At 61.8% G+C, this 19,266-nt stretch carries 19 protein-coding genes; 12 read left to right on the top strand and 7 right to left on the bottom strand.

Annotated elements, in window-relative coordinates; genetic code table 11:
* The first annotated feature begins 60 nt into the window (after window positions 1–60).
* Together B1722_RS22990 and B1722_RS22985 are read left to right on the top strand one after the other, a co-directional pair.
* The gene (locus tag B1722_RS22990) at window positions 61–531 is read left to right on the top strand and encodes a prepilin peptidase (RefSeq protein ID WP_086794449.1); all 471 of its coding nucleotides are present in this window, start codon (window positions 61–63) and stop codon (window positions 529–531) included.
* A 118-nt stretch (window positions 532–649) separates the two neighbouring features.
* On the top strand, window positions 650–1,435 hold the full coding sequence (locus tag B1722_RS22985; RefSeq protein WP_041068038.1) for a response regulator transcription factor: 786 nt from the start codon (window positions 650–652) through the stop codon (window positions 1,433–1,435).
* Window positions 1,436–1,496: 61 nt separating this feature from the next.
* Here B1722_RS22985 and B1722_RS22980 read toward each other — a convergent pair whose 3' ends face one another.
* The 3 genes from B1722_RS22980 to B1722_RS22970 form a co-directional block, all read right to left on the bottom strand.
* Window positions 1,497–1,904 (bottom strand): response regulator, encoded by a 408-nt coding sequence (locus B1722_RS22980; RefSeq protein ID WP_025111740.1) that lies wholly within the window; start codon window positions 1,902–1,904, stop codon window positions 1,497–1,499.
* A 66-nt stretch (window positions 1,905–1,970) separates the two neighbouring features.
* On the bottom strand, window positions 1,971–2,183 hold the full coding sequence (locus B1722_RS22975; RefSeq protein WP_086794447.1) for a Flp family type IVb pilin: 213 nt from the start codon (window positions 2,181–2,183) through the stop codon (window positions 1,971–1,973).
* A 119-nt stretch (window positions 2,184–2,302) separates the two neighbouring features.
* On the bottom strand, window positions 2,303–2,518 hold the full coding sequence (locus tag B1722_RS22970) for a Flp family type IVb pilin (RefSeq protein WP_371260371.1): 216 nt from the start codon (window positions 2,516–2,518) through the stop codon (window positions 2,303–2,305).
* A 335-nt stretch (window positions 2,519–2,853) separates the two neighbouring features.
* On the opposite strand from B1722_RS22970, the gene cpaB reads away from it, so the two are divergent.
* From cpaB to B1722_RS22930, 8 genes are read left to right on the top strand one after another with little or no spacing between them, the layout of a single operon-like run.
* Window positions 2,854–3,786: a Flp pilus assembly protein CpaB gene (cpaB, locus tag B1722_RS22965; RefSeq protein WP_041068030.1), complete on the top strand. Its 933-nt coding sequence runs from the start codon at window positions 2,854–2,856 to the stop codon at window positions 3,784–3,786.
* Window positions 3,787–3,806: 20 nt separating this feature from the next.
* Entirely contained in the window at window positions 3,807–5,030 is a 1,224-nt protein-coding gene (locus tag B1722_RS22960; protein WP_086794445.1) for a type II and III secretion system protein family protein, read from the top strand.
* Window positions 5,027–6,217 (top strand): pilus assembly protein, encoded by a 1,191-nt coding sequence (locus B1722_RS22955; protein ID WP_041068023.1) that lies wholly within the window; start codon window positions 5,027–5,029, stop codon window positions 6,215–6,217. The genes B1722_RS22960 and B1722_RS22955 overlap by 4 nt, the downstream gene beginning before the upstream one ends.
* On the top strand, window positions 6,214–7,482 hold the full coding sequence (locus B1722_RS22950) for a CpaF family protein (RefSeq protein ID WP_041068020.1): 1,269 nt from the start codon (window positions 6,214–6,216) through the stop codon (window positions 7,480–7,482). The genes B1722_RS22955 and B1722_RS22950 overlap by 4 nt, the downstream gene beginning before the upstream one ends.
* Before the next feature lie 18 nt (window positions 7,483–7,500).
* Window positions 7,501–8,385: a type II secretion system F family protein gene (locus B1722_RS22945; RefSeq protein WP_086794443.1), complete on the top strand. Its 885-nt coding sequence runs from the start codon at window positions 7,501–7,503 to the stop codon at window positions 8,383–8,385.
* A gap of 1 nt (window position 8,386) precedes the next feature.
* A complete protein-coding gene (locus B1722_RS22940; protein WP_086794441.1) occupies window positions 8,387–9,271 on the top strand; it encodes a type II secretion system F family protein in 885 nt (294 codons plus the stop codon).
* Between the two features lie 23 nt (window positions 9,272–9,294).
* Entirely contained in the window at window positions 9,295–10,017 is a 723-nt protein-coding gene (locus B1722_RS22935) for a tetratricopeptide repeat protein (RefSeq protein WP_086794427.1), read from the top strand.
* Between the two features lie 17 nt (window positions 10,018–10,034).
* Window positions 10,035–10,307: a DUF3613 domain-containing protein gene (locus B1722_RS22930; protein WP_041068008.1), complete on the top strand. Its 273-nt coding sequence runs from the start codon at window positions 10,035–10,037 to the stop codon at window positions 10,305–10,307.
* A gap of 66 nt (window positions 10,308–10,373) precedes the next feature.
* On the opposite strand, the gene B1722_RS22925 is transcribed toward B1722_RS22930, so the two are convergent.
* From B1722_RS22925 to B1722_RS22910, 4 genes are all read right to left on the bottom strand, one after another.
* Entirely contained in the window at window positions 10,374–12,044 is a 1,671-nt protein-coding gene (locus B1722_RS22925; protein WP_041068005.1) for a ShlB/FhaC/HecB family hemolysin secretion/activation protein, read from the bottom strand.
* 134 nt (window positions 12,045–12,178) lie between these two features.
* The gene (locus B1722_RS22920; RefSeq protein WP_086794421.1) at window positions 12,179–13,921 is read right to left on the bottom strand and encodes a collagen-like triple helix repeat-containing protein; all 1,743 of its coding nucleotides are present in this window, start codon (window positions 13,919–13,921) and stop codon (window positions 12,179–12,181) included.
* A gap of 300 nt (window positions 13,922–14,221) precedes the next feature.
* Window positions 14,222–15,076: a MaoC/PaaZ C-terminal domain-containing protein gene (locus tag B1722_RS22915; protein ID WP_086794418.1), complete on the bottom strand. Its 855-nt coding sequence runs from the start codon at window positions 15,074–15,076 to the stop codon at window positions 14,222–14,224.
* 2 nt (window positions 15,077–15,078) lie between these two features.
* A complete protein-coding gene (locus B1722_RS22910) occupies window positions 15,079–16,431 on the bottom strand; it encodes a 3-oxoacyl-ACP reductase (RefSeq protein ID WP_086794416.1) in 1,353 nt (450 codons plus the stop codon).
* Between the two features lie 236 nt (window positions 16,432–16,667).
* Between B1722_RS22910 and B1722_RS22905 the strand changes: the two genes are divergently transcribed.
* Both B1722_RS22905 and B1722_RS22900 read left to right on the top strand, forming a co-directional pair.
* A complete protein-coding gene (locus B1722_RS22905; RefSeq protein ID WP_041067993.1) occupies window positions 16,668–17,945 on the top strand; it encodes an acetyl-CoA C-acetyltransferase in 1,278 nt (425 codons plus the stop codon).
* A 234-nt stretch (window positions 17,946–18,179) separates the two neighbouring features.
* Window positions 18,180–19,076 carry a PA4780 family RIO1-like protein kinase gene (locus tag B1722_RS22900; RefSeq protein WP_041067990.1) on the top strand — a complete coding sequence of 299 codons (897 nt, stop codon included), beginning with the start codon at window positions 18,180–18,182 and terminating at the stop codon, window positions 19,074–19,076.
* Window positions 19,077–19,266 lie beyond the last annotated feature (190 nt).

The raw sequence follows: 19,266 nt of genomic DNA, 5'->3' as shown, positions 1-19,266 counted from the left end.
ACGTTCACTGCGTAGTATCAGCATAGAATCAATCAGCAAAATCGGACGGGATTTAACCGGATGCAGAGTTTCGTTCTCCTGATCTGGCTGGCGGTTTGCGCCGCCCAGGATGCCCGACACCGGCGTATCGCCAATGCACTGACATTCGGCGCGGGAGCTCTGGCGCTGATCTATCTGCTGGTGACTGGCACGACCTGGCTCGGTGCCGAAGCGCAGCAGGGACTGTGGGCGGGCGTGATCGCTCTGGTGTTGACCCTGCCGGGTTATTTCATGGGGCGCATGGGGGCCGGCGATGTGAAACTAATGACAGCCATGGGCCTTGCGACGAACGGTTTATTCATTCTTTGTGCGTTTATCGGCGCCGGCGTCGCCAGTCTGATCTGGCTGCTTGTTGCGCCAAGAGTCTGGCTTCATATGAGTCAACGACTTAGAGAACATCTTCGATATATGGAGCCTGGAGTGTCAAAGAAGCTGCCATTTGCACCGTTCGTGCTGCTGGGCGTACTGGCTTCGATTCATTGGATCCATTAGTCGCCAGGTGCCACTAGTTCTATGTACATAGTCGGAAAGTGCGTCTACTTTCAAATGAAGTCGTTACATTGCCAAAGTGCAGAAAAAGTCAGCTTTGGCCCGAGCAATGGAGTGGTTCGTGAACAAGCTTACGTCGGCGGTAAAAGTGCTCGTGGTCGATGATCAGCCGTTGATCGTCGAAGAGTTGTGCGAGTTTCTCGAAAGCAGCGGGTACCGCTGTGTGCCGTGTGAATCCAGTGCGCAGGCGATCGAGCGTTTCAGCGAAGACGCGGAAATCGGCCTGGTGCTGAGCGATCTGCACATGCCGGACATGGACGGCATTCAGCTGGTGCAGGAACTGCAACGAATCTGCGGCAAACACCGGGTGTTCGAAGCGATCATGCTCACCGGCCGCGCCGATAAACAGGACGTGATCAAGGCCCTGCGCGCGGGGATCGCCGATTACTATCAGAAGCCGATCGAGCTGGATGAACTGCTTGAAGGCGTGAAGCGTCAGGAAGCGGCTCTGCAGGAGCGGCACAAGAATGTGCAGTTGGGCCACCTGAACCAGAAGCTGCAGTTTCTTTCCGAATCCATCGATGATCTTTACCAGGACCTGGACAAGGTCCGGCGTAACCCGGCGGCGGTGGTCAAAGACATGCTCGGTGGCGACAGCGCCGAAGCCGAGCAGGAGATTCCGGCGATCTTCAATCAGTTGTCGCCACGGCAACTGGATGTGGCGCGGCTGGTGGGCAAAGGGCAGACCAACTATCAGATTGCCTGCGAGTTGGGCATCACTGAAAACACCGTGAAGCTGTACGTTTCCCAGGTGTTGCGCCTGACCCACATGCACAACCGCACGCAGTTGGCATTGGCCCTTTCACCCAGTGCTTCGGCCGCCCGTCAGCGTGTAACCGCACACTGATTCTGTTTGCCTGCCCCTTCCCGGGCAGGCAGTCAATTCTGCCAAAAAACCTTCGCCTGTATTACCCGGCCTGTGTCTTGGGTTTGGGGAACAGATTGTCCAGGGTTTCCAGCAGCCGCACGTGGTAGATCGGCTTGCGAAACAGGTCCAGAACCTGCAGGCGCAGCATGTCGCTGACGTCCTCCATGTCGGCATGTCCGGAGGTCACGATCACCGGCAGATGCTGGCGCGACGTGTGCTCGCGCAGGCGCTTGATCAGCGACATGCCGGACTCCTCCGGCATACGCAGATCGGTGATGACCAGGGCAATATCCGGATGGCGGGTGAGGTGATGCAGGGCGAGTTTCACCGACGTGGCGGTGTGGCAGACAAAGCCCTCGCCCTCCAGTAGCTCGGCCAGCTCAAGCAACGCGTCCTCTTCGTCGTCAACCAGAAGCAACTGTTGGCGGGGGAGTGAGGAAGCAGTCATGGGCAGTCCCTGAAAAGCTGAAAGTGCAATCGAGTGTAGCGCGACATTCGCCAGACGCGACTCACATCAGGGGGTTTGCACCGGAGCGGTCTGCGCGGTGCCGCCGAGGGATACCAGGACGCTGTTGAAAATCGCAAAGATTTTCGCGCCCAGTGGTGTGATGAACACCACCACAACGACCGCTACCATCGCCACCACGATGGCGTACTCGATGGCGGATGCAGCCTCTGTACTTGTCAGAAACGACCTCAGGCGCAATAGCAGATATTCGAGGATCATTGACATTCTCCTTCGTAACGGCGGGTGATCGGACTTGTGAAATCCGAAGATTTGCCAGTGCCTGAGCGCTGCTGCTGGTCAGCCTGGACCCGGACACTGGACGACGGGAGGGATGTTGATCAAGGCGTCGTTCTGACCTGTGCCGTGCCACCGAGCTTGGTCAGCACCACGTTGAAAATGGCCAGCACCTTGTCGCCGATGGGCGACACAAACACCACGACCACCACCGCCACCATTGCCACCACGATCGCGTATTCGATGGCCGACGCACCTTCTTCACTTCTGCACAGCAGCCTGGCCCTGGCCAGTAGATAGTCGATGATCATCCGAAACATACGTCCACTCCTTCGCGCCTCTGGCGCCGATCCAACGCTACAGCGGCATGCTTTCACCGTGCTATCAGAGCATTGTCAACAAACCCCCGGTCAACAACTGTAAGAACGGATTAATCACAAAGGATTAACCGGATTGTTAATTGAGCCAATCCCTACAGTTAATTGGCCATGACTCATACTTTAGTGAGTTATTTTCCTGTCACTAATGGCGTTTTGGCTCGTATCAGCTAGCTTGGAAATAGCGAAATCGTTGCATGTTCATAGCTGCCTGATCGCGAAAAATTCTCTCGGCAGGAAGTACAGGCTGTCGGTGCAGCAGGAAAGGGAGAGCCGTCATGAACAGTCGCGTCACCATGGGCCTTGCAGCCGTGCTGCTGTTGGGCGCAATCATCGTCGGTTACTGGGGCCTGGTGCTCAGTCGGCAACCGGCTCCGGTTGCCCAGGCGCCTGTCGCTACGCCCGTCGTGGTGGAAAAAACCGTCGCTGCCGCCGAAGATCAGACCCGTCAGCCCGTGGTCGTGTTGTTGCACGATGTTCCGCCGTTCACTCCGCTGACCGCTGCCGATGTGACCGTGGAAAAATTGCGCAATGCGCCGGCCGGCAGCCTTGCCAGTGTTGATCAGGCAGTGGGCCGTACCCCGTGGCGGCATTTGAGCGCCGGCACCTGGCTCAACGATGAAAGCTTCGAGGCGGGCGGCTCACTGGCGCGGATGATCCACAGCGACGAGCGCGCTCTGACGGTGGCCGTGGATGAAGTGATCGGCGCTGCCGGGCAACTGCTCCCCGGCGACTATGTCGATGTGCTGCTCTACCTGCGCCAGGATGCGAGCAATCTGCAGCAGTCGGCGCAAATCGTCCTGCCGGCCATGCGCGTGCTTGGCGTGGGTGAACAATACGGCCTGACCAACGACGGCCAGCCCGCCAGCCCGGCCCTCAGCGCCGACGACAAACTCAAACAGGATCAACGCCGGATCGCAGCGCGCACCGTGGTCCTGGCCGTACCTGAACAATTGCTCAGCCGGATGATGCTCGCCACCCAGGTCGGCACCTTGCGTCTGGCCGTGCGCAGCAGCGAAGAGCAGCGGCTGGCGAAATACTGGGCCGGTGAACAGCAGGCGCCGGCGCACCTGGATAACGCCAACAGCCAACTCTTCCAGTTCACGCAACTGGCCTTGGGCGCCGCGCCGAAAGCGCCGTCCTCAGGTGGTCATGAACGCAAGCCGATGGAAGTGATCCGCGGCAATCAGCTTTCCCAACAAGCCCCATGACTGAGCAAGGATCCACGTGCATGCAGAGTCGATTCAGGCCGTTATTAAAACCGGTAGTCCCGGCCTTGATACTGATGGGACTGACGATGAACGCGGCCATCGCGGCCACCGGCAATTGCTCGGCGCTCGGTCGCCTGCCAGCGGTGATCGAGATCGGCGAAGGGTTCCAGCAGGACATCCAGTCGCCCGTGGCAATCACCCGGGTGGCCATCGGTGATCCGAAGATCGCCGATGTGCATGACACCGGCAGCGCTTCTTTTTTGCTCACTGGCGTGGCCCCCGGCGCCACCAGCCTGATGGTCTGGACCTCGTGCTCCAGTGAGCCGCGTCAGAGCATGGTGTTCGTGCAAGGCAGCGCCACAGCGGCGTTGACCAGCACCAGCAGACTGCCTTCCGATGACCCGACGCTGCCTTCGCAAGTGCAGACCGACATTCGCTTCGTCGAAGTCAGCCGCACCAAACTCAAGGAAGCCACGGCCTCTTTGATCGGCGTGCGCGGCAATTTTCTGTTTGGCTCGCCCGGTACGCTGCCCGATGTCGGTGGTGTGCCGACACCGAAGTTGCCGGTGAATAACGGCCAGTTCAATTTTTCCTGGATCGGCGGCAAGACCATGGCGATCATCAACGCGCTGGAAGGCAGCGGCTTTGCCTACACCCTCGCGCGGCCGAGTCTGGTCGCGCTGAGCGGGCAGAGCGCAAGCTTTCTGGCCGGTGGCGAAATCCCGATTCCGGTGCCCAGTTCCGGCAGCGATACGGTGACCATCGAGTACAAGGAGTTTGGCATCCGCCTGACCCTGACGCCGACCGTGATCGACCGCAATCGCGTGGCGCTGAAGGTCGCGCCGGAAGTCAGCGAACTGGATTACGCCAACGCCATCAATATCGCCGGCACCCCGGTGCCGGCCCTGACCGTACGCCGTACCGATACCAGCGTATCGCTGGCCGACGGCGAAAGTTTCGTCATCAGTGGCTTGATCAGCACCAGCAACACCTCGCAAGTGAACAAGTTTCCGGGATTGGGTGATATCCCGGTGCTCGGCGCGTTTTTCCGTGATTCGCAGATCAAGCGCGAGGAGCGCGAACTGCTGATGATCGTCACCCCGCACCTGGTGCAGCCATTGGCGGCCGATGCGCAGCTGCCGTCGCTGCCGGGCGAAAAATTGCGCAACTACGACCCGAATTTCTACCGCATGTTCTTCCTCGAAAACGGCAACTTCGACAAGCGCAGTGGGTTGTCCCAATGAACCAGAACCTGAGCCAGACCTTTCTTGCGATCACCCGTAACAGCACCGATCTGGAGTGGCTGCAAGGCGCTCTCGCGCCGCTGGGCCAGGTGGTCAGCGCCGGGGCCGGGAGCCTGGACGAGTTGCTGGCGCTGGTCGATGTCACCTTCGCCAGCCTGGTGTTCGTCGGCCTCGACCGTGACCACGTGGTGGCGCAGAGTGCGTTGATCGAAGGTGCGCTGGAAGCCAAACCCATGCTCGCCATCGTTGCTCTGGGTGATGGCATGGACAACCAACTGGTGCTCAATGCGATGCGTGCCGGCGCCCGGGATTTCGTCGCGTACGGTTCGCGGGCCAGTGAGGTCGCCGGGCTGGTGCGGCGCCTGAACAAACGTCTGCCACCGGTGACCACCAACACCCAACTGGGTGGCCTCACCGTGTTGTACGGCACCCAGAGCAATTCCGACGGTGCGCTGCTGGCCAATCACATGGCGCTGGTGGTGCAAAAGAGCGGTCAGCAAACCTTGCTGCTGGATCTGGGCCTGCCCCGGGGCGACAGTCTGGCGCTGCTCGGGCTCGAGAGTTCGTTTCACTTCGGCGATGCCCTGCGCCACTTGCGCAGGCTCGATGCGACGTTGATCGACAGTGCCTTCACCAGCACGGAAGCCGGCCTGCGGATTCTGGCGTACGCCAGCAGCGACGAGCCGCTGGACAGTACCAGTGCCGCCGAGCTGTACATGTTGCTCAGCGCCTTGCGTCAACACTTCCAGCACATCGTCGTGAACCTCACCGGGCAGTCCGACAGTGAAGCCTTGCGCACGTTTGTCAGCCATTGCGACAAGCTGATCTGGTACACCGATCAGAACGTGCTCAACTGCCGTCGCAACCTTGCCGTGCTCAACCAGTGGCGCGAGAAAGGCATGAAACTCGACCACGCACGCTTGCTGGTGGACGGTTACTTGAGCAGCGTCGCCCCGGACGCCGAAACCCTTGGCAAGACCTTCAACCTGGAAGTGATCGCGGTGTTGGCAGCCAACGCCGAAGTGCGTTTGAACGCCAAGAACCAGGGCGTCAGCCTGTTCGAACTGGCCCCGCGGGAAAAACTCACACAAAGCCTGCGCACCCTCGGCGAACGCCTGGCCAAGCGTTCAGAGGGCCTGGCCAAACCGAAGGTCACCTGGTTCGACCGCTTGCGAGGCACCTCATGAGCGCGGAAAAACTGTTCGGCGCGGTGCAGCACGGCGCGACCGGCAACACCGATCACGAAGGCCTGAAACTGGTCCTGCATCGCTACATCATTGACGCCATCGAAGAGTCGGGGAAAAACCTGCTGGAAGGTTCGCGCCAGTTGCTGGCGCAATTTGTCACCGACAAGGTCGCCGAATACATCGCCCGTCTGCACCTGGCGATTTCCCGCTACGAGATGGAGCGCCTGGCCGAAGAAATCGTCGACGAACTCACCGGTTTCGGCCCGCTGGAGGTGCTGCTGCGCGATCCGTCGGTGACCGAGATTCTGGTCAACGGCCCGCACCGGGTGTTCATCGAGCGCGACGGCGTGCTGCATCAAAGTGACCTGCGCTTTATCGATGCGCATCACGTCGAGCGGGTCATGCAACGGATTCTCGCGCCGCTCGGGCGACGCCTCGACGAGTCCTCGCCGATGGTCGATGCACGCCTGCCGGATGGCAGTCGGGTCAACGCGATCATCCCGCCGATCGCTCTCGATGGCCCGTGCCTGTCGATTCGCAAGTTTCGCAAGGACATGCTCAAAAGCAGTGACCTGATGGCGATGCAGACCATCGATCTGGCGATTTTCGAGTTTCTTCAAGAGGCGGTGGGCAAGCGCTGCAACGTGCTCATCAGCGGCGGTACCGGCACCGGCAAGACCACGCTGCTGAACATCCTCAGCCAATTGATCAACCCCCACGAACGGCTGGTGACCATCGAAGACGTCGCCGAATTGCAGCTTGGCCACCCGCACGTCGTGCGCCTGGAAACCCGCCCGCCAAATGCCGAGGGTCACGGCGAAGTCAAGGCCAGCGACCTGATCCGCAACGCCCTGCGCATGCGTCCCGACCGGATCATCCTCGGCGAGATTCGTGGGGTCGAGGTGGTCGATGTACTGACCGCGATGAACACCGGCCACGACGGCTCGATGAGCACCGTGCACGCCAACAATGCGCAGGATGCGCTGCTGCGCCTGGAGACGCTGGTGGGGCTGACCGGACGCTCGATCGCCGAGCGTACCCTACGCCAGATGATCTGCGCCGCCCTCGACGTGATTATCCAGCTGACCCGCATGCCGGACGGCCGCCGCTGTGTCAGCGAGGTGGTGGAAGTGGTCGGCATCCGCGAAGACGTCTACGTCACCAACACCTTGTTTCGCCTTGATCGGCGTACCGGTTTCGGCTTCCTGCGCGAAGCGGTCAATCCGGCGGGCGACAAGTTGCGCCACGAGATGAACCTGAGCTGAGAGCATGGGACGCACATCATGATCGGACCGGCCATTCTCATCCTGCTTTGTCTGATTCTGCTCGGGCTGTCGATCTGGCTGTTCGTGCACGGCATCCACAAGAGCGGCAACGAACGGGTGCTCAATCGCCTTGCGGCAGGGCAGCCACAACTCGTTGCCCAGAAACCGGCGTGGGTCGGGTTCGAACGCATGTTCCTGCGCGCGGGGCTGGGCCGTCCCAACGAACGATTCGGCCTGTGGCTGACCTTGTGGGGCGTGGCCATTGCCCTCGGGTATCTGCTGGCGAGCTGGATCGGTCTGCTGACGATGCTGTTGGCACCGCCGCTGATTCTGCGTCTGTACATGTCCTGGCGGTACCACCGGCGGATCAAACGCATGATCGAGCAGTTACCGCAGTTGCTCGACTACACCGTGCGCAGTCTCAAGTCCGGCCGCACCCTGAGTGACGCGGTCATGGGCGGCATCGAGTCGAATGACGATCCGCTGAAAGAAGCCATGGGCCGGGTGCAGCGCAACGTGCAACTGGGCGTCAATCTGCCGGATGCGGTGAGTGACTTTGCCGAGCTTTATGAACAGGACGAATTGCGCATGTTCGCCCTCGGCCTGAAGGTCAATCATCGCTATGGCGGCAATGCCAGCGAGTTGCTGGAGAACCTGATCAAGTTGATCCGCGAGCGTGACCAGGGTGCCCGGCAACTGCGCGCGCTCACCGGCGAAACGCGTATGACGGCCTGGGTGCTGGGTTCGCTGCCGGTGATCCTGGTGGGCTACTTCATGCTGACCAATCCCGGTTACATGCTTGGCATGTGGCACGACGGCGGTGGGCGGACCATGTTGATCATCGCCGTGGTGTTGCAAGTGACCGGCTGCCTGGCGCTGTGGCGCATGTTGCGGAGTGTTTGACATGGTCTATCTCGCCGCTCTGATGCTGCTGCTCGGCGCGCTGTTGCTGGTGGTCAATCACCTGCTGACGGAGCGGCGTCGGGTGCGCCAGGTCAACCAGCGGTTGCAGGGGCAACTGGTGCGCGAGAACCGTTTCGGCAACTGGCTGCGAGCGCTGGGCAACAGCAAGTTCGGCCAGCGTTCGGTGAGCATCGACAGTGAAACCCAGACCCTGCTCAGCCGGCTCGGCTGGCGCCGCGCCAGTGAGCGTTCGCTGTACGCCGCGTGCCAGATCGGCACACCGCTGTTGGCGCTGGGGCTGGCGCTGTTTCTGCAGGAAGTGTTTTTTCCGCACGCGGCCAACGGCTGGCTGGTGCCCATGCTGGCCACCGGTGCCGGCTATTTGCTGCCCAAGCGAGTGCTGGCGTACGCCGCCGGGCGTCGACAGAAAGCCATCGCCGTGGAAATCTCCACGTTCATCCCGTTGCTGCGCATCCTGTTCGAGTCGGGCATGGCGGTCGAACAAGCCCTGCGCGTGCTCAGCAGCGAAGGACAGAAACTGCTGCCGGAACTGACCCGCGAACTGCGCCTGATTCTGGCCAGGGTCGATTCGGGACTGGAGTTGGGGCAGGAACTGAACAAGGCCTCGGTGATGCTCGCCGTCGATGAATTCACCGACACCTGCGTGATCTTGCAACAGCTGATTCAGCAGGGCGGCGGGGCGATGAAATCGTTGCTGGCGCTCAAACAATTGCTCGACGACCGGCGCCTGACCCGACTGCAGGAATACATCTCGAAAATGTCGGCGAAGATGTCGGTGGTGATGATGCTGTTTCTGTTTCCTGCCTTGCTGATCGTACTGGCCGGCCCGGGGTTCACCGCGATTACCCGGGCGTTTGCAAACTGACGTGGGCTCATGGAGAGCGTTTGATGAAAGCACTGATTGTCGTGGCAAGTCTGTTGATGCTCGGTGGCTGTGCCACTGACGGCCAGGCACCGTGGTCGGCAATGCTGGCGCCGAGCAGTTGCAGCAAGCTCGACTCCGAACAGGAACTGGCCCTGAACCTGGCGGATGATCTGGCCAACGACGGCAAGCTGCACGCCAGCCTGGCCAACCTGCAAAGCCTGCCCGACAACCTGGTCGAGGTGCGCTTGCGCAAGGCCAGGGTTTACCGCTTGCTCGGGCGCAACGAGGCCGAGCCGCTGTATCGCGGCCTGCTCGGCACGTGCCTGACGGCGGACGCCGAACATGGCCTGGGGCAAATCTATGCCGCCCGTGGCGATAACGGTCAGGCCCAGGCGCACCTGCAGCGCGCGGTGCGTCTGGCGCCAACCAATGACAAGATCCGCAACGACCTCGGCGTGGTCTACCTCAACCAGTTGCGTCTTGAGGACGCGCGCTTCGAATTCCTTACCGCTATTGAACTCAAGCAGAACGATCAACTGGCTCCGCTGAATCTGGTGACCTTGCTGCTCTACCAGAACAACTGGCAGCAAGCCGCCGAAGTCGTCAGCCGCGCGCACCTGACGCCGGAGCAATTCTCCGAAGCCCGGGCCCGTGCGGAAAAACTCAAGGTGCCGGCCAAGGCCCCGACCGCGGCCGGTAATCAAGTGGCGGTGGTGGCTGACCCACAACCGTCGACGCTCAAGTGACATTCCGGGAGATCACCATGAACACCGTGCACCGCCTAAGCTGCCTGATACTGCTGAGCCTGCCGCTAGCAGCCCAGGCCATCGACGCCGGCCCGGCCTCGGCGCAGCAACAGGAAACCGAAGGCTGGCTGGTGCTGCAAAGCCGTAACCAGGCGGCCTCGACGAAACCGCAAACCGCTACGGCGGCCGAGCGGGAACAGGCGATGCAGCGCTGGCTGAAGAAGTACAAGTATGAGATCCCGGACTTCTACGACCCGGACGCGGGCGGCAAGATCGAGACCAAGAACTAGGTTGCTGGCGAGGCTCAATCCATTGCGCCATCGCCGCTAAAGCGGCGTTGACGCAATGGCTGTGGTCTACAACTGATAGCTGAAACTGATGCTGTAGCGCGCCCGCCGATTGAACGTATCCAGCGCCTCATCGGACATCGGCTTGGCGGCCTCCAATGCAATGTTGTAGTACTTGGCATCGCCAAAGCGCAGCCCCACTGCCGCCGATGACAGATCGTTGCTCTGTACCGCGAGCTTGTTGAACCAGGTTTTCGAACGGTCCAGCACCACATACGGCTGCAGGATGCGCACCCAGTTGCCGTCGCGGTTGAAGCTGTAGTTGACCTCGTAGGCCGCGCCCCAGCCTTTATCCCCCGACGCCTGATCGTCCGGGTAACCACGGCCGAAATTCTGCCCGCCGAACACGGCGCGTTCGCTGTCGGGCAAGGTGTCATCGCTCCAGTACAACGCGGCCGACAGCACGCCTTGCCAGTTGTCGAAGAACTTGTCGCTCTGCACGCCGGAGAGGCGCAGGCGCAGGAAGTTCAGGTCCAGCGCCGGGTTGTTGCTGTGGGCGCCCATGCTGTCCAGCCCCTGATACAAGCCGCCACTGACAATCCGCAGTTGGCGGGCGTCGCTCTTGCGCCAGTCGCTTTCGAACGCGAGAGCGCGTACGTCAGTTCGCTCCTCGATGCTCAACGGGTAGCCAACCACCTTGTAGCGGTTGGTGCTATCGACCGCATACAGCCGCGCGCCGGCATTGAGCAGTTCGTTGGCCGCTGCGATGAACGGGTGACTGACACCGATGGAGTAACGGTCGTCTTCCTTGTGCGGCTTGAGTTCGAAGCCATCGCTGGTGAGCACATTGGTGCCCGGATCGGCCCGGTAGCGTGAGGCAAACAGGCTCAATTGCGTGCCTTCGCTGTTGAGGAACTGGTTGTAGTCCAGTCGGTAGTAATGCTCGTGGTCATCCCCCGGCGGAAACAGCCCGCTGAGGGTCAATTGCTCGCCCATGGCGGTCTGCGAGTTGCTGCTGACCCCGAGCAACGCCTGGGTGCCATTGCGGTTGTCTTCGGTGGTGCTCATGGTGCTGGTGAACGGTTTGCGGCTGGCCTGGGCCACCAGCGTCGTGGCGCCGTCGGTGGTGCCGGGCGGCGGCACTTGCGCCTGGATGGTCACGCCGGGGATGCGGGTCATCAAGGTGGTGTAGCGTTCGAAGGTCTTGCGGGTCAGCGGACGTTCGGCCTGGATTTTGGCTGCCAGTTCGTCGAGCAGGCCTTTGACCCGGCCGACATCGCCTTGTACCTGCACATCGCGCACATAACCCTCCACTAGCACGACCCGCGCCACGCCATCGTCGAAACGCTGTTGCGGCAGGAACGCATAGGACAGCAAGTAGCCGTGCTGCTGATAGCGGCGAGTGATGTTGCGTGTGGCTTCGATCAGATCGGCGAGGCTGATCTGGTGGCCGATCAGGGGTTTGTAGACTTCGGCCAGTTCGTTGAGCGGGTAGATCGTGCCGCCTTCGATCTGCACGGTTTTCAGATTGATCCTGGTCTCCATCAACAACGGTTGCGCAGCCGCAGCGCCCGGGTCGGGTACTTGCAGGGGCGTGGCGGCGGGGCGATAGGCATCGGCCGGCAGGTTCGGCACGGGCAGGTTACGCGTGGTTTCGTTGCTGTTGAGAAAACTGGGCAGGGTGTCGGCGAGGGCGGCGGAACTGAGACTGAGGAACAGCAGGGATGCCATTACGCGCATAGGACACTCCATGGTCAGATCACAGCGCTGGGCTGAATTTTTCCTAAGAAAAAAGCGGAAGACTCGTGGGAATCTTCCGCCCTCAACCAAGCGTAGGCGCTGTAGGTGAGGCCGTCGAATCGGCCAGGTGCAATTTAGCGTTTGGTGCCTCCAAGGGTGCCGGTCAGGCCACCGAGTACACCGCCCAGGCCACCGGTTGCGGTGCCGCCAGTGGCGGTAGTGGCGGTAGTGGCAGTGCCGCCATTGAGCAGGCCGCCAACTGTGGATACGACGCCGCCGACTCCACCGGTAGTGCCGCTGGTACCTCCGTTAAGCAGGCCGCCGACCGAGGCGACAGTGGCGCCAACATTGTTGACCACGCCGCCGACGGCGGTTGTAACCGGGTTATTGGTGGCTGCAATGGTGGTGCCGATGCTGCTGACAGCGCCGCCGACCTGGCCGGTGAGGCCTGCGACCGGTGCGCCCAGACCTGTCGTGGCTCCGACTTGTTGGGTCACGCTGGTCACGGCGCTTGTGACCGGATTCAGCCCTGCACCCACAGTGGCTCCCACTGTCGCGAGCGGCGAGGTGGTGGCGGTGATCGGCGTGCCCGATCCGCCGAGAACAGTGTTGACCGAGGCGATGGTGTTGCCCACGGACGCGGTGGTGACGCCCGCGGCGCTGACTGCGCCGTTGGTGTTGCCGGCGTTCAAACCGGCACCGACGTTAACCACGGCACCGCCTACGGTTTGCAGCAGGCCGGTGCCGCCGAGGCCGCCGCCCAATCCACCACCAGAGCCGGTGCCATTGTCCACCAGCCCGCCGGCCTTGGCGACTGTGGTGCCGACGTTGCTCAGCGCGCCGCCGACCGTGCTGGTCAGTGCGTTACCGTTACCGGCCCCGGTGACTTGACCGCCCAACCCTTTCACTGCACCACCCACTTGGCCGATGACACCGTTGAGCGGAGCACCGAGTCCGGTCGCGCTGCCCACTTTGTCGGTGGTGCTTTCAACCATCGCGATGACCGGGACAAGGCTGTTACCGACATTTTTGGTCACCGAACCTAGCGGTCCGGTGGTAGTAGCCAGGCTCAGGGTGTCGCCGAGCATGGTGACTTTCTCACCGACACCGTCGAGTACCGGTGCAACTTTGGTGACCACGCCGCCGACTACCGGGACACTGCCGGTAGCGGTCGACAGCTTGCCGCTCAGGTCCGAGACGCCGTCGCCGACATCGGCGACCACTCCGCCGACCGATGACGCGGTAACGCCCAGACCATTGTCGACCTTGCCCAATTTGCCAATGCCGTTGGTCACGCCATCACCCAGGGTGCTGACGACATTGCCGGCGGTATTCGCTGCGCTTTGCACGACGCCACCGACCACCGGAACAGTGCTCAGCGAGTCACCAACCGTACCGACGCCATCGCCAACGCCGCTGACCGTTTTACCGACATCCTGTAACAGGGTGGTGGTCACCAGCGGGTTAGTCGTCGGGGTGGTCGGGCCGGTCGGGTCAGTTCCACCTGTTCCGCCGGTGCCGCCAGTGCCGCCAGTGCCGCCGGTACCCCCGGTTCCTCCAGTGCCACCGGTGCCACCGGTGCCGGTGCCGCCAGTTCCACCGGTACCGCCTGTACCACCAGTGCCGGCGGTATCAGTCCCACCGGTTCCTCCCGTTCCGCCGGTGCCTGCGGTTCCACCGGTCCCGGTATCCGAACCACCGGTACCTCCCGTACCGCTCGTGCCACCACTGCCACCCGCGCCTGCTGCCGCGCTGTCTGGGGACGAACTGCCGGAACTGCTGTGATGGCCGCCACCGCCGCTGCTGCAGCCCGCGAGGCCAAGGGAGAGGATCAATGCCAGAGCTGTTGCCGATTTGCACCACACTTGAGTTTTCATGATTGAGATTCCTTGCACCTGTAACAACATTCGTCGTTTTCGATGGCTCACCCGTCTGTCGCCGGTGATGCCTCGTCCGTGGTGTCAATCTCGATCGCGTCGCGGGTTACCGCCATTCTCAAGTTGGTATTAACGCCTTTATATATAAGGCGCCGCGCAGTGCCTAAGGACTAATACCCAGGATATAAACGCGCAAAAAAAAGCCTTGAAAATCAAGGCTGGGAGTTTTTCAGGCGCCGCTTGAAGGGCGGAAAAACTTAAGTGATATATACACAATTTACAGGCTTGCCCGGGGTGGAATCAGGCAACCGGTTGCCACTGACCAACCATATGCTCCAGATCGCCAGCACCGATCAGGCGTAATTCGCCACTCGACCCTGCCGCACTCGCCAGCAACGAAACCTCGCTGGGCAAACGCACCGGTTTGCGAAAGTGCACGACGATTTCCAGGTTGGCCTTTGGCAAGTGATCGGCCAGTGCCGCAAGGGTTCGTGCCTTGTTCCACAAGCCGTGAGCAATCGCCGTGGGAAAACCGAACAGCCTGGCACTGGCGGCGCTCAGGTGAATCGGGTTGTAGTCGCCCGAGACCTTGGCGTACTGCCGACCGATATCGGCCGGCGCTTTCCACTGCGCCACCTGGGTCAGGGCCTGCGCAGGTTCCCACTGTTGTTCGACCGGTTCGCCGTCGAGTTTCACGCCACGACAAAGCATCTGGCTTTCGGCTTCCCACAGCGGCCCGAGTTGATCATCGAGGGTGGTCAACATATCGAAGGTTGCCCCTTTGGGATGTGGCTGCAGGTTGTGCACGCAGACGCTGACTTGTGCGCGACTGATTCCGCCCATCGGCCGCAATACACGGATGCGGTTGCTCAGATGAATCAACCCCAGCAGCGGGAACGGAAAATCCTTCTGCGTGAGCAATTGCATTTGCAGGGCGAACGCGAGGATGTGTGGATAAGTCGGCGGCAGCAGGCCGTCATCGGCAAAGCCGCAGACCTTGCGATAGGCCGCCAGCTTCTGGCCGTCGACATCGATCCAGCAGCGCAAGCCGCTGTCGGGCAGTCGGGTGCCGGTGATCTTGCGTCGGGTCGCGGCCCGCGCATACAGGCCGGGCAGGCTCGGTTCGCGGTCGAGGGTGTGCCATTCAATGCTCATGTCTACGCCCCCAGAACACTTTGTCCACAGACCCGCAGCGCCTGTCCAGTGAACGCGCCAGTGCCCGGTTGGGCCAGCCACGCGACGGCTTCGGCGACGTCTTGCGGCAAACCGCCCTGGCCCAACGAACTCATGCGTCGCCCGGCCTCACGCAGGCCGAACGGAATGTGCGCGGTCATCTGGGTTTCGATGAAGCCCGGGGCCACGGCGTTGATGCTGATGCCGCGTTCAAGCAGTGTCGGCGCCCAGGCCTGGGCCAGGCCGATCAGGCCGGCCTTGCTCGCGGCGTAGTTGGTCTGTCCGCGATTGCCGGCGATGCCGCTGATCGACGCCAGCAGAATGACCCGCGCGTTGTCGTGCAAGTTGCCGCTGTCGAGCAGGGCCTTGGTCAGCACCTGCGGCGCATTGAGGTTGACCGCCAGCACCGCATCCCAGAATTCCGGGGTCATGTTGGCCAGGGTCTTGTCGCGGGTGATCCCGGCGTTGTGCACCAGAATGTCGAGACCGTCCGGCAGTTGTTCGATCAATTGCGCAGCGGCGTCTTCAGCGCAAATGTCGAGGGTGATAGCGCGGCCGCCTAGCCGTGCGGCGAGGGCTTCCAGATCGGTCTTGGCCGGCGGCACGTCGAGCAGAATCACCTCGGCGCCATCGCGGGCCAGGGTTTCGGCGATGGATGCGCCGATCCCGCGAGCTGCCCCGGTGACCAACGCCTTGCGTCCGGCCAATGGCCGGGTCCAGTCTGTGACGTGCGTGGCGCACACGGTCAGGCGAATCACCTGCCCGGAGATGAAGGCACTTTTCGGCGAGAGGAAAAACCGCAGCGGGCCTTCCAGTTGCTCTTCGGCGCCCTCACCGACATAAATCAGTTGCAGCGTACCGCCGCTGCGCAGCTCCTTGGCCAGCGAGCGCGAGAAACCTTCAAGTGCCCGTTGTGCGCTGGAGGCAAAGGGATCGCGCAGGGTTTCCGGAGCGCGGCCGAGAATCACCAGGTGCGCACTGTGGTCGAGGTTTTTCATCAGCGGCTGGAAGAATTCACGCAGCTGTTTGAGCTGGTCGGTGTGCTGCAGATCGCTGGCGTCGAACACCACGGCCTTGAGCTTCGGCCCGTGCCCGGGAATCCACGCGGTGGCCAGCGACGGTTCGGTGCCGTAGCTGTAGATCGCATCGGTCAGGCGGTTGGCGAATGCAATGACCCGCTCGGCCAGCGGCCCGCCGCCGATCAGCAGCGCGCCGTCTACCGGACGCAGGCGCCCGGCTTGCCAGCGTTCCAGCCGCACCGGCGACGGCAGGCCCAACGCCCCGACCAGACGGTGGCCGATGGATGAGTTGGCGAAGTCGATATAGCGGTCAGACATGGAACGCTCTCCAAAAGTTGGGGTTCAAAGTGTGGACTACCAACGGCAATCAATCGTTCGATCCACGCAATAAGGCCTACGCTAGAACAGCAGAGTAGACCACCGTCCCTGTGGGAGCTGGCTTGCCAGCGATGGCGGAGTGTCAGCCACTGGAAATGCTGGAGGTGCCGGCCCTATCGCTGGCAAGCCAGCTCCCACAGGGATTTCCATGAATTCGGATCAACAAGGAGCTTTTCATGAGTCAGCTGCGCCGCGTCGCCATCATCGGTGGTAACCGTATTCCTTTCGCCCGCTCCAACGGGCCGTACGCCACCGCCAGCAATCAGGTGATGCTCACTGCCGCGCTTGAAGGCCTGATCGAACGCTACAACCTGCACGGCCAGCGCATTGGCGAAGTGGTGGCCGGTGCGGTGCTTAAATTGTCACGGGATATGAATCTGACTCGCGAATGTGTGCTCGGCTCGCGGCTGTCACCGGCCACCCCGGCCTATGACATCCAGCAAGCCTGCGGCACCGGGCTGGAGGCGGCGCTGCTGGTGGCGAACAAAATCGCCCTCGGCCAGATCGATTGCGGCATCGCTGGCGGCGTCGATACCACGTCGGACGCGCCGATCAGCGTCAGCGAAGGCTTGCGCAAAATCCTCTTGCAGGCCAACCGCGCCAAGACCACCGGCGACAAACTGAAAACCTTGCTGCAACTGCGCCCACGGCACCTGATTCCGGAATTTCCGCGTAATGGCGAGCCACGCACCGGCCTGTCGATGGGCCAGCACTGCGAACTGATGGCGCAGACCTGGAACATTCCTCGTGAAGAGCAGGATCAACTGGCCCTCGAAAGCCATCACAAACTCGCCGCGTCCTACAGCGAAGGCTGGCACAACGACCTGATGACGCCGTTTCTCGGCCTGACCCGCGACAACAACCTGCGCCCGGACCTGACCCTGGAAAAACTCGCCACGCTCAAACCGGCCTTCGAAAAAAGCGCGAAGGGGACGCTGACGGCGGGCAACTCCACGCCGCTCACCGACGGTGCCTCGGTGGTGCTGCTGGGCAGTGAAGAATGGGCGAAAGAGCGTGGTTTGCCGATCCTTGCCTATCTGCGTGACGGTGAAGCGGCGGCCGTGGATTTCGTCAACGGCGCCGAAGGGCTGTTAATGGCGCCGGTGTATGCGGTGCCGCGTCTGCTGGCGCGCAATGGCCTGACCTTGCAGGACTTCGACTACTACGAAATTCACGAAGCGTTCGCCGCGCAGGTGCTGTGCACGCTCAAGGCCTGGGAAGACCCCGAATACTGCAAGACCCGTCTTGGACTGGATGCGCCGCTCGGTTCGATCGATCGCATCCGCTTGAATGTCAAAGGCAGCTCGCTGGCGGCGGGGCATCCGTTTGCCGCGACGGGCGGGCGGATTGTCGCCAATCTGGCGAAATTGCTGGATGCGGCGGGCAAAGGCAGAGGACTGATCTCGATCTGCGCTGCCGGGGGCCAGGGTGTCACCGCAATCATCGAACGCTGAGCGCAATTCCCCGGGGGAAATGCAGGCGATGTCAGATTCTGTCGCAAATGCCCTCGACGCCCGATCACTACAAGTCCGGTGGGCTCGGCTATGATCGGCAGCGGTCGATTATTTCGGCACAGTGTGTGCATCCACAGGGTTCACAGGTCGGCAACCCCTCCCCGTAGCGCGAGGATTGCCGTATAACGAGTGACATTCGCGTGTTTGGTAATAAAGGACCCACAATAAAAGCTGATGAAGACTCCAAAACGCATTGAACCCCTGATCGAAGACGGTCTGGTCGACGAAGTGCTGCGCCCACTCATGAGTGGTAAAGAAGCAGCTGTTTATGTGGTGCGCTGCGGTAACCAGTTACGTTGCGCGAAGGTCTACAAGGAGGCGAACAAACGCAGTTTCCGCCAGGCAGCCGAGTATCAGGAAGGGCGCAAGGTGCGTAACAGCCGGCAGGCGCGGGCGATGGCCAAGGGTTCTAAATTCGGTCGCAAGGAGACCGAGGACGCCTGGCAGAACGCCGAAGTCGCGGCGCTGTTCCGCTTGGCCGGAGCTGGCGTTCGAGTGCCCAAGCCGTATGATTTCCTCGATGGCGTGCTGCTGATGGAGCTGGTGGCCGACGAATACGGTGATGCCGCGCCGCGTCTGAATGACGTGGTGCTGGAGCCGGATCAGGCCCGCGAATATCACGCGTTCCTGATCTCGCAGATCGTGCTGATGTTGTGTACCGGTCTGGTGCACGGTGACCTCTCGGAGTTCAACGTGCTGCTGACCCCGACAGGTCCTGTGATCATCGACCTGCCGCAGGCGGTGGATGCCGCCGGTAACAACCACGCGTTCAGCATGCTGGAGCGTGATGTGGGCAACATGGCTTCGTACTTCGGGCGCTTTGCCCCGGAGCTGAAGAAAACCCGTTATGCGAAAGAAATGTGGGCGCTGTACGAAGCCGGCACCTTGCACCCCAACAGTGTGCTGACCGGCGAGTTCGACGATCCTGAAGACCTGGCCGACGTTGGCGGAGTGTTGCGCGAGATCGAAGCGGCGCGTCTGGATGAAGAGCGCAAGCAGGCGATCCGTGCCGCCGACGATGCGCCCAAAGGCAAGTCCGACGAACCACCGCCACCACCGTGGATGCAGTAAGCGCATGAACAGAAACCCGGCTTCGGCCGGGTTTTTTTGTGCCTGCCGCATTTCCAGAACCACCGCAGATCCCCTGTGGGAGCGGGCTTGCTCGCGAAGGGGCCGTATCAGCCGCCATCCTTGTTGGCTGACACACCGCCTTCGCGGGCAAGCCCGCTCCCACAGGGATTTGTGGTGTTCCTGGAATGTG

This window comes from Pseudomonas sp. SCPG-7, assembly GCF_002156405.1.
In the GTDB taxonomy this organism is placed as follows: Bacteria; Pseudomonadota; Gammaproteobacteria; order Pseudomonadales; family Pseudomonadaceae; genus Aquipseudomonas; species Aquipseudomonas parakoreensis.
This window is presented reverse-complemented; position numbering and strand designations above follow the sequence as displayed.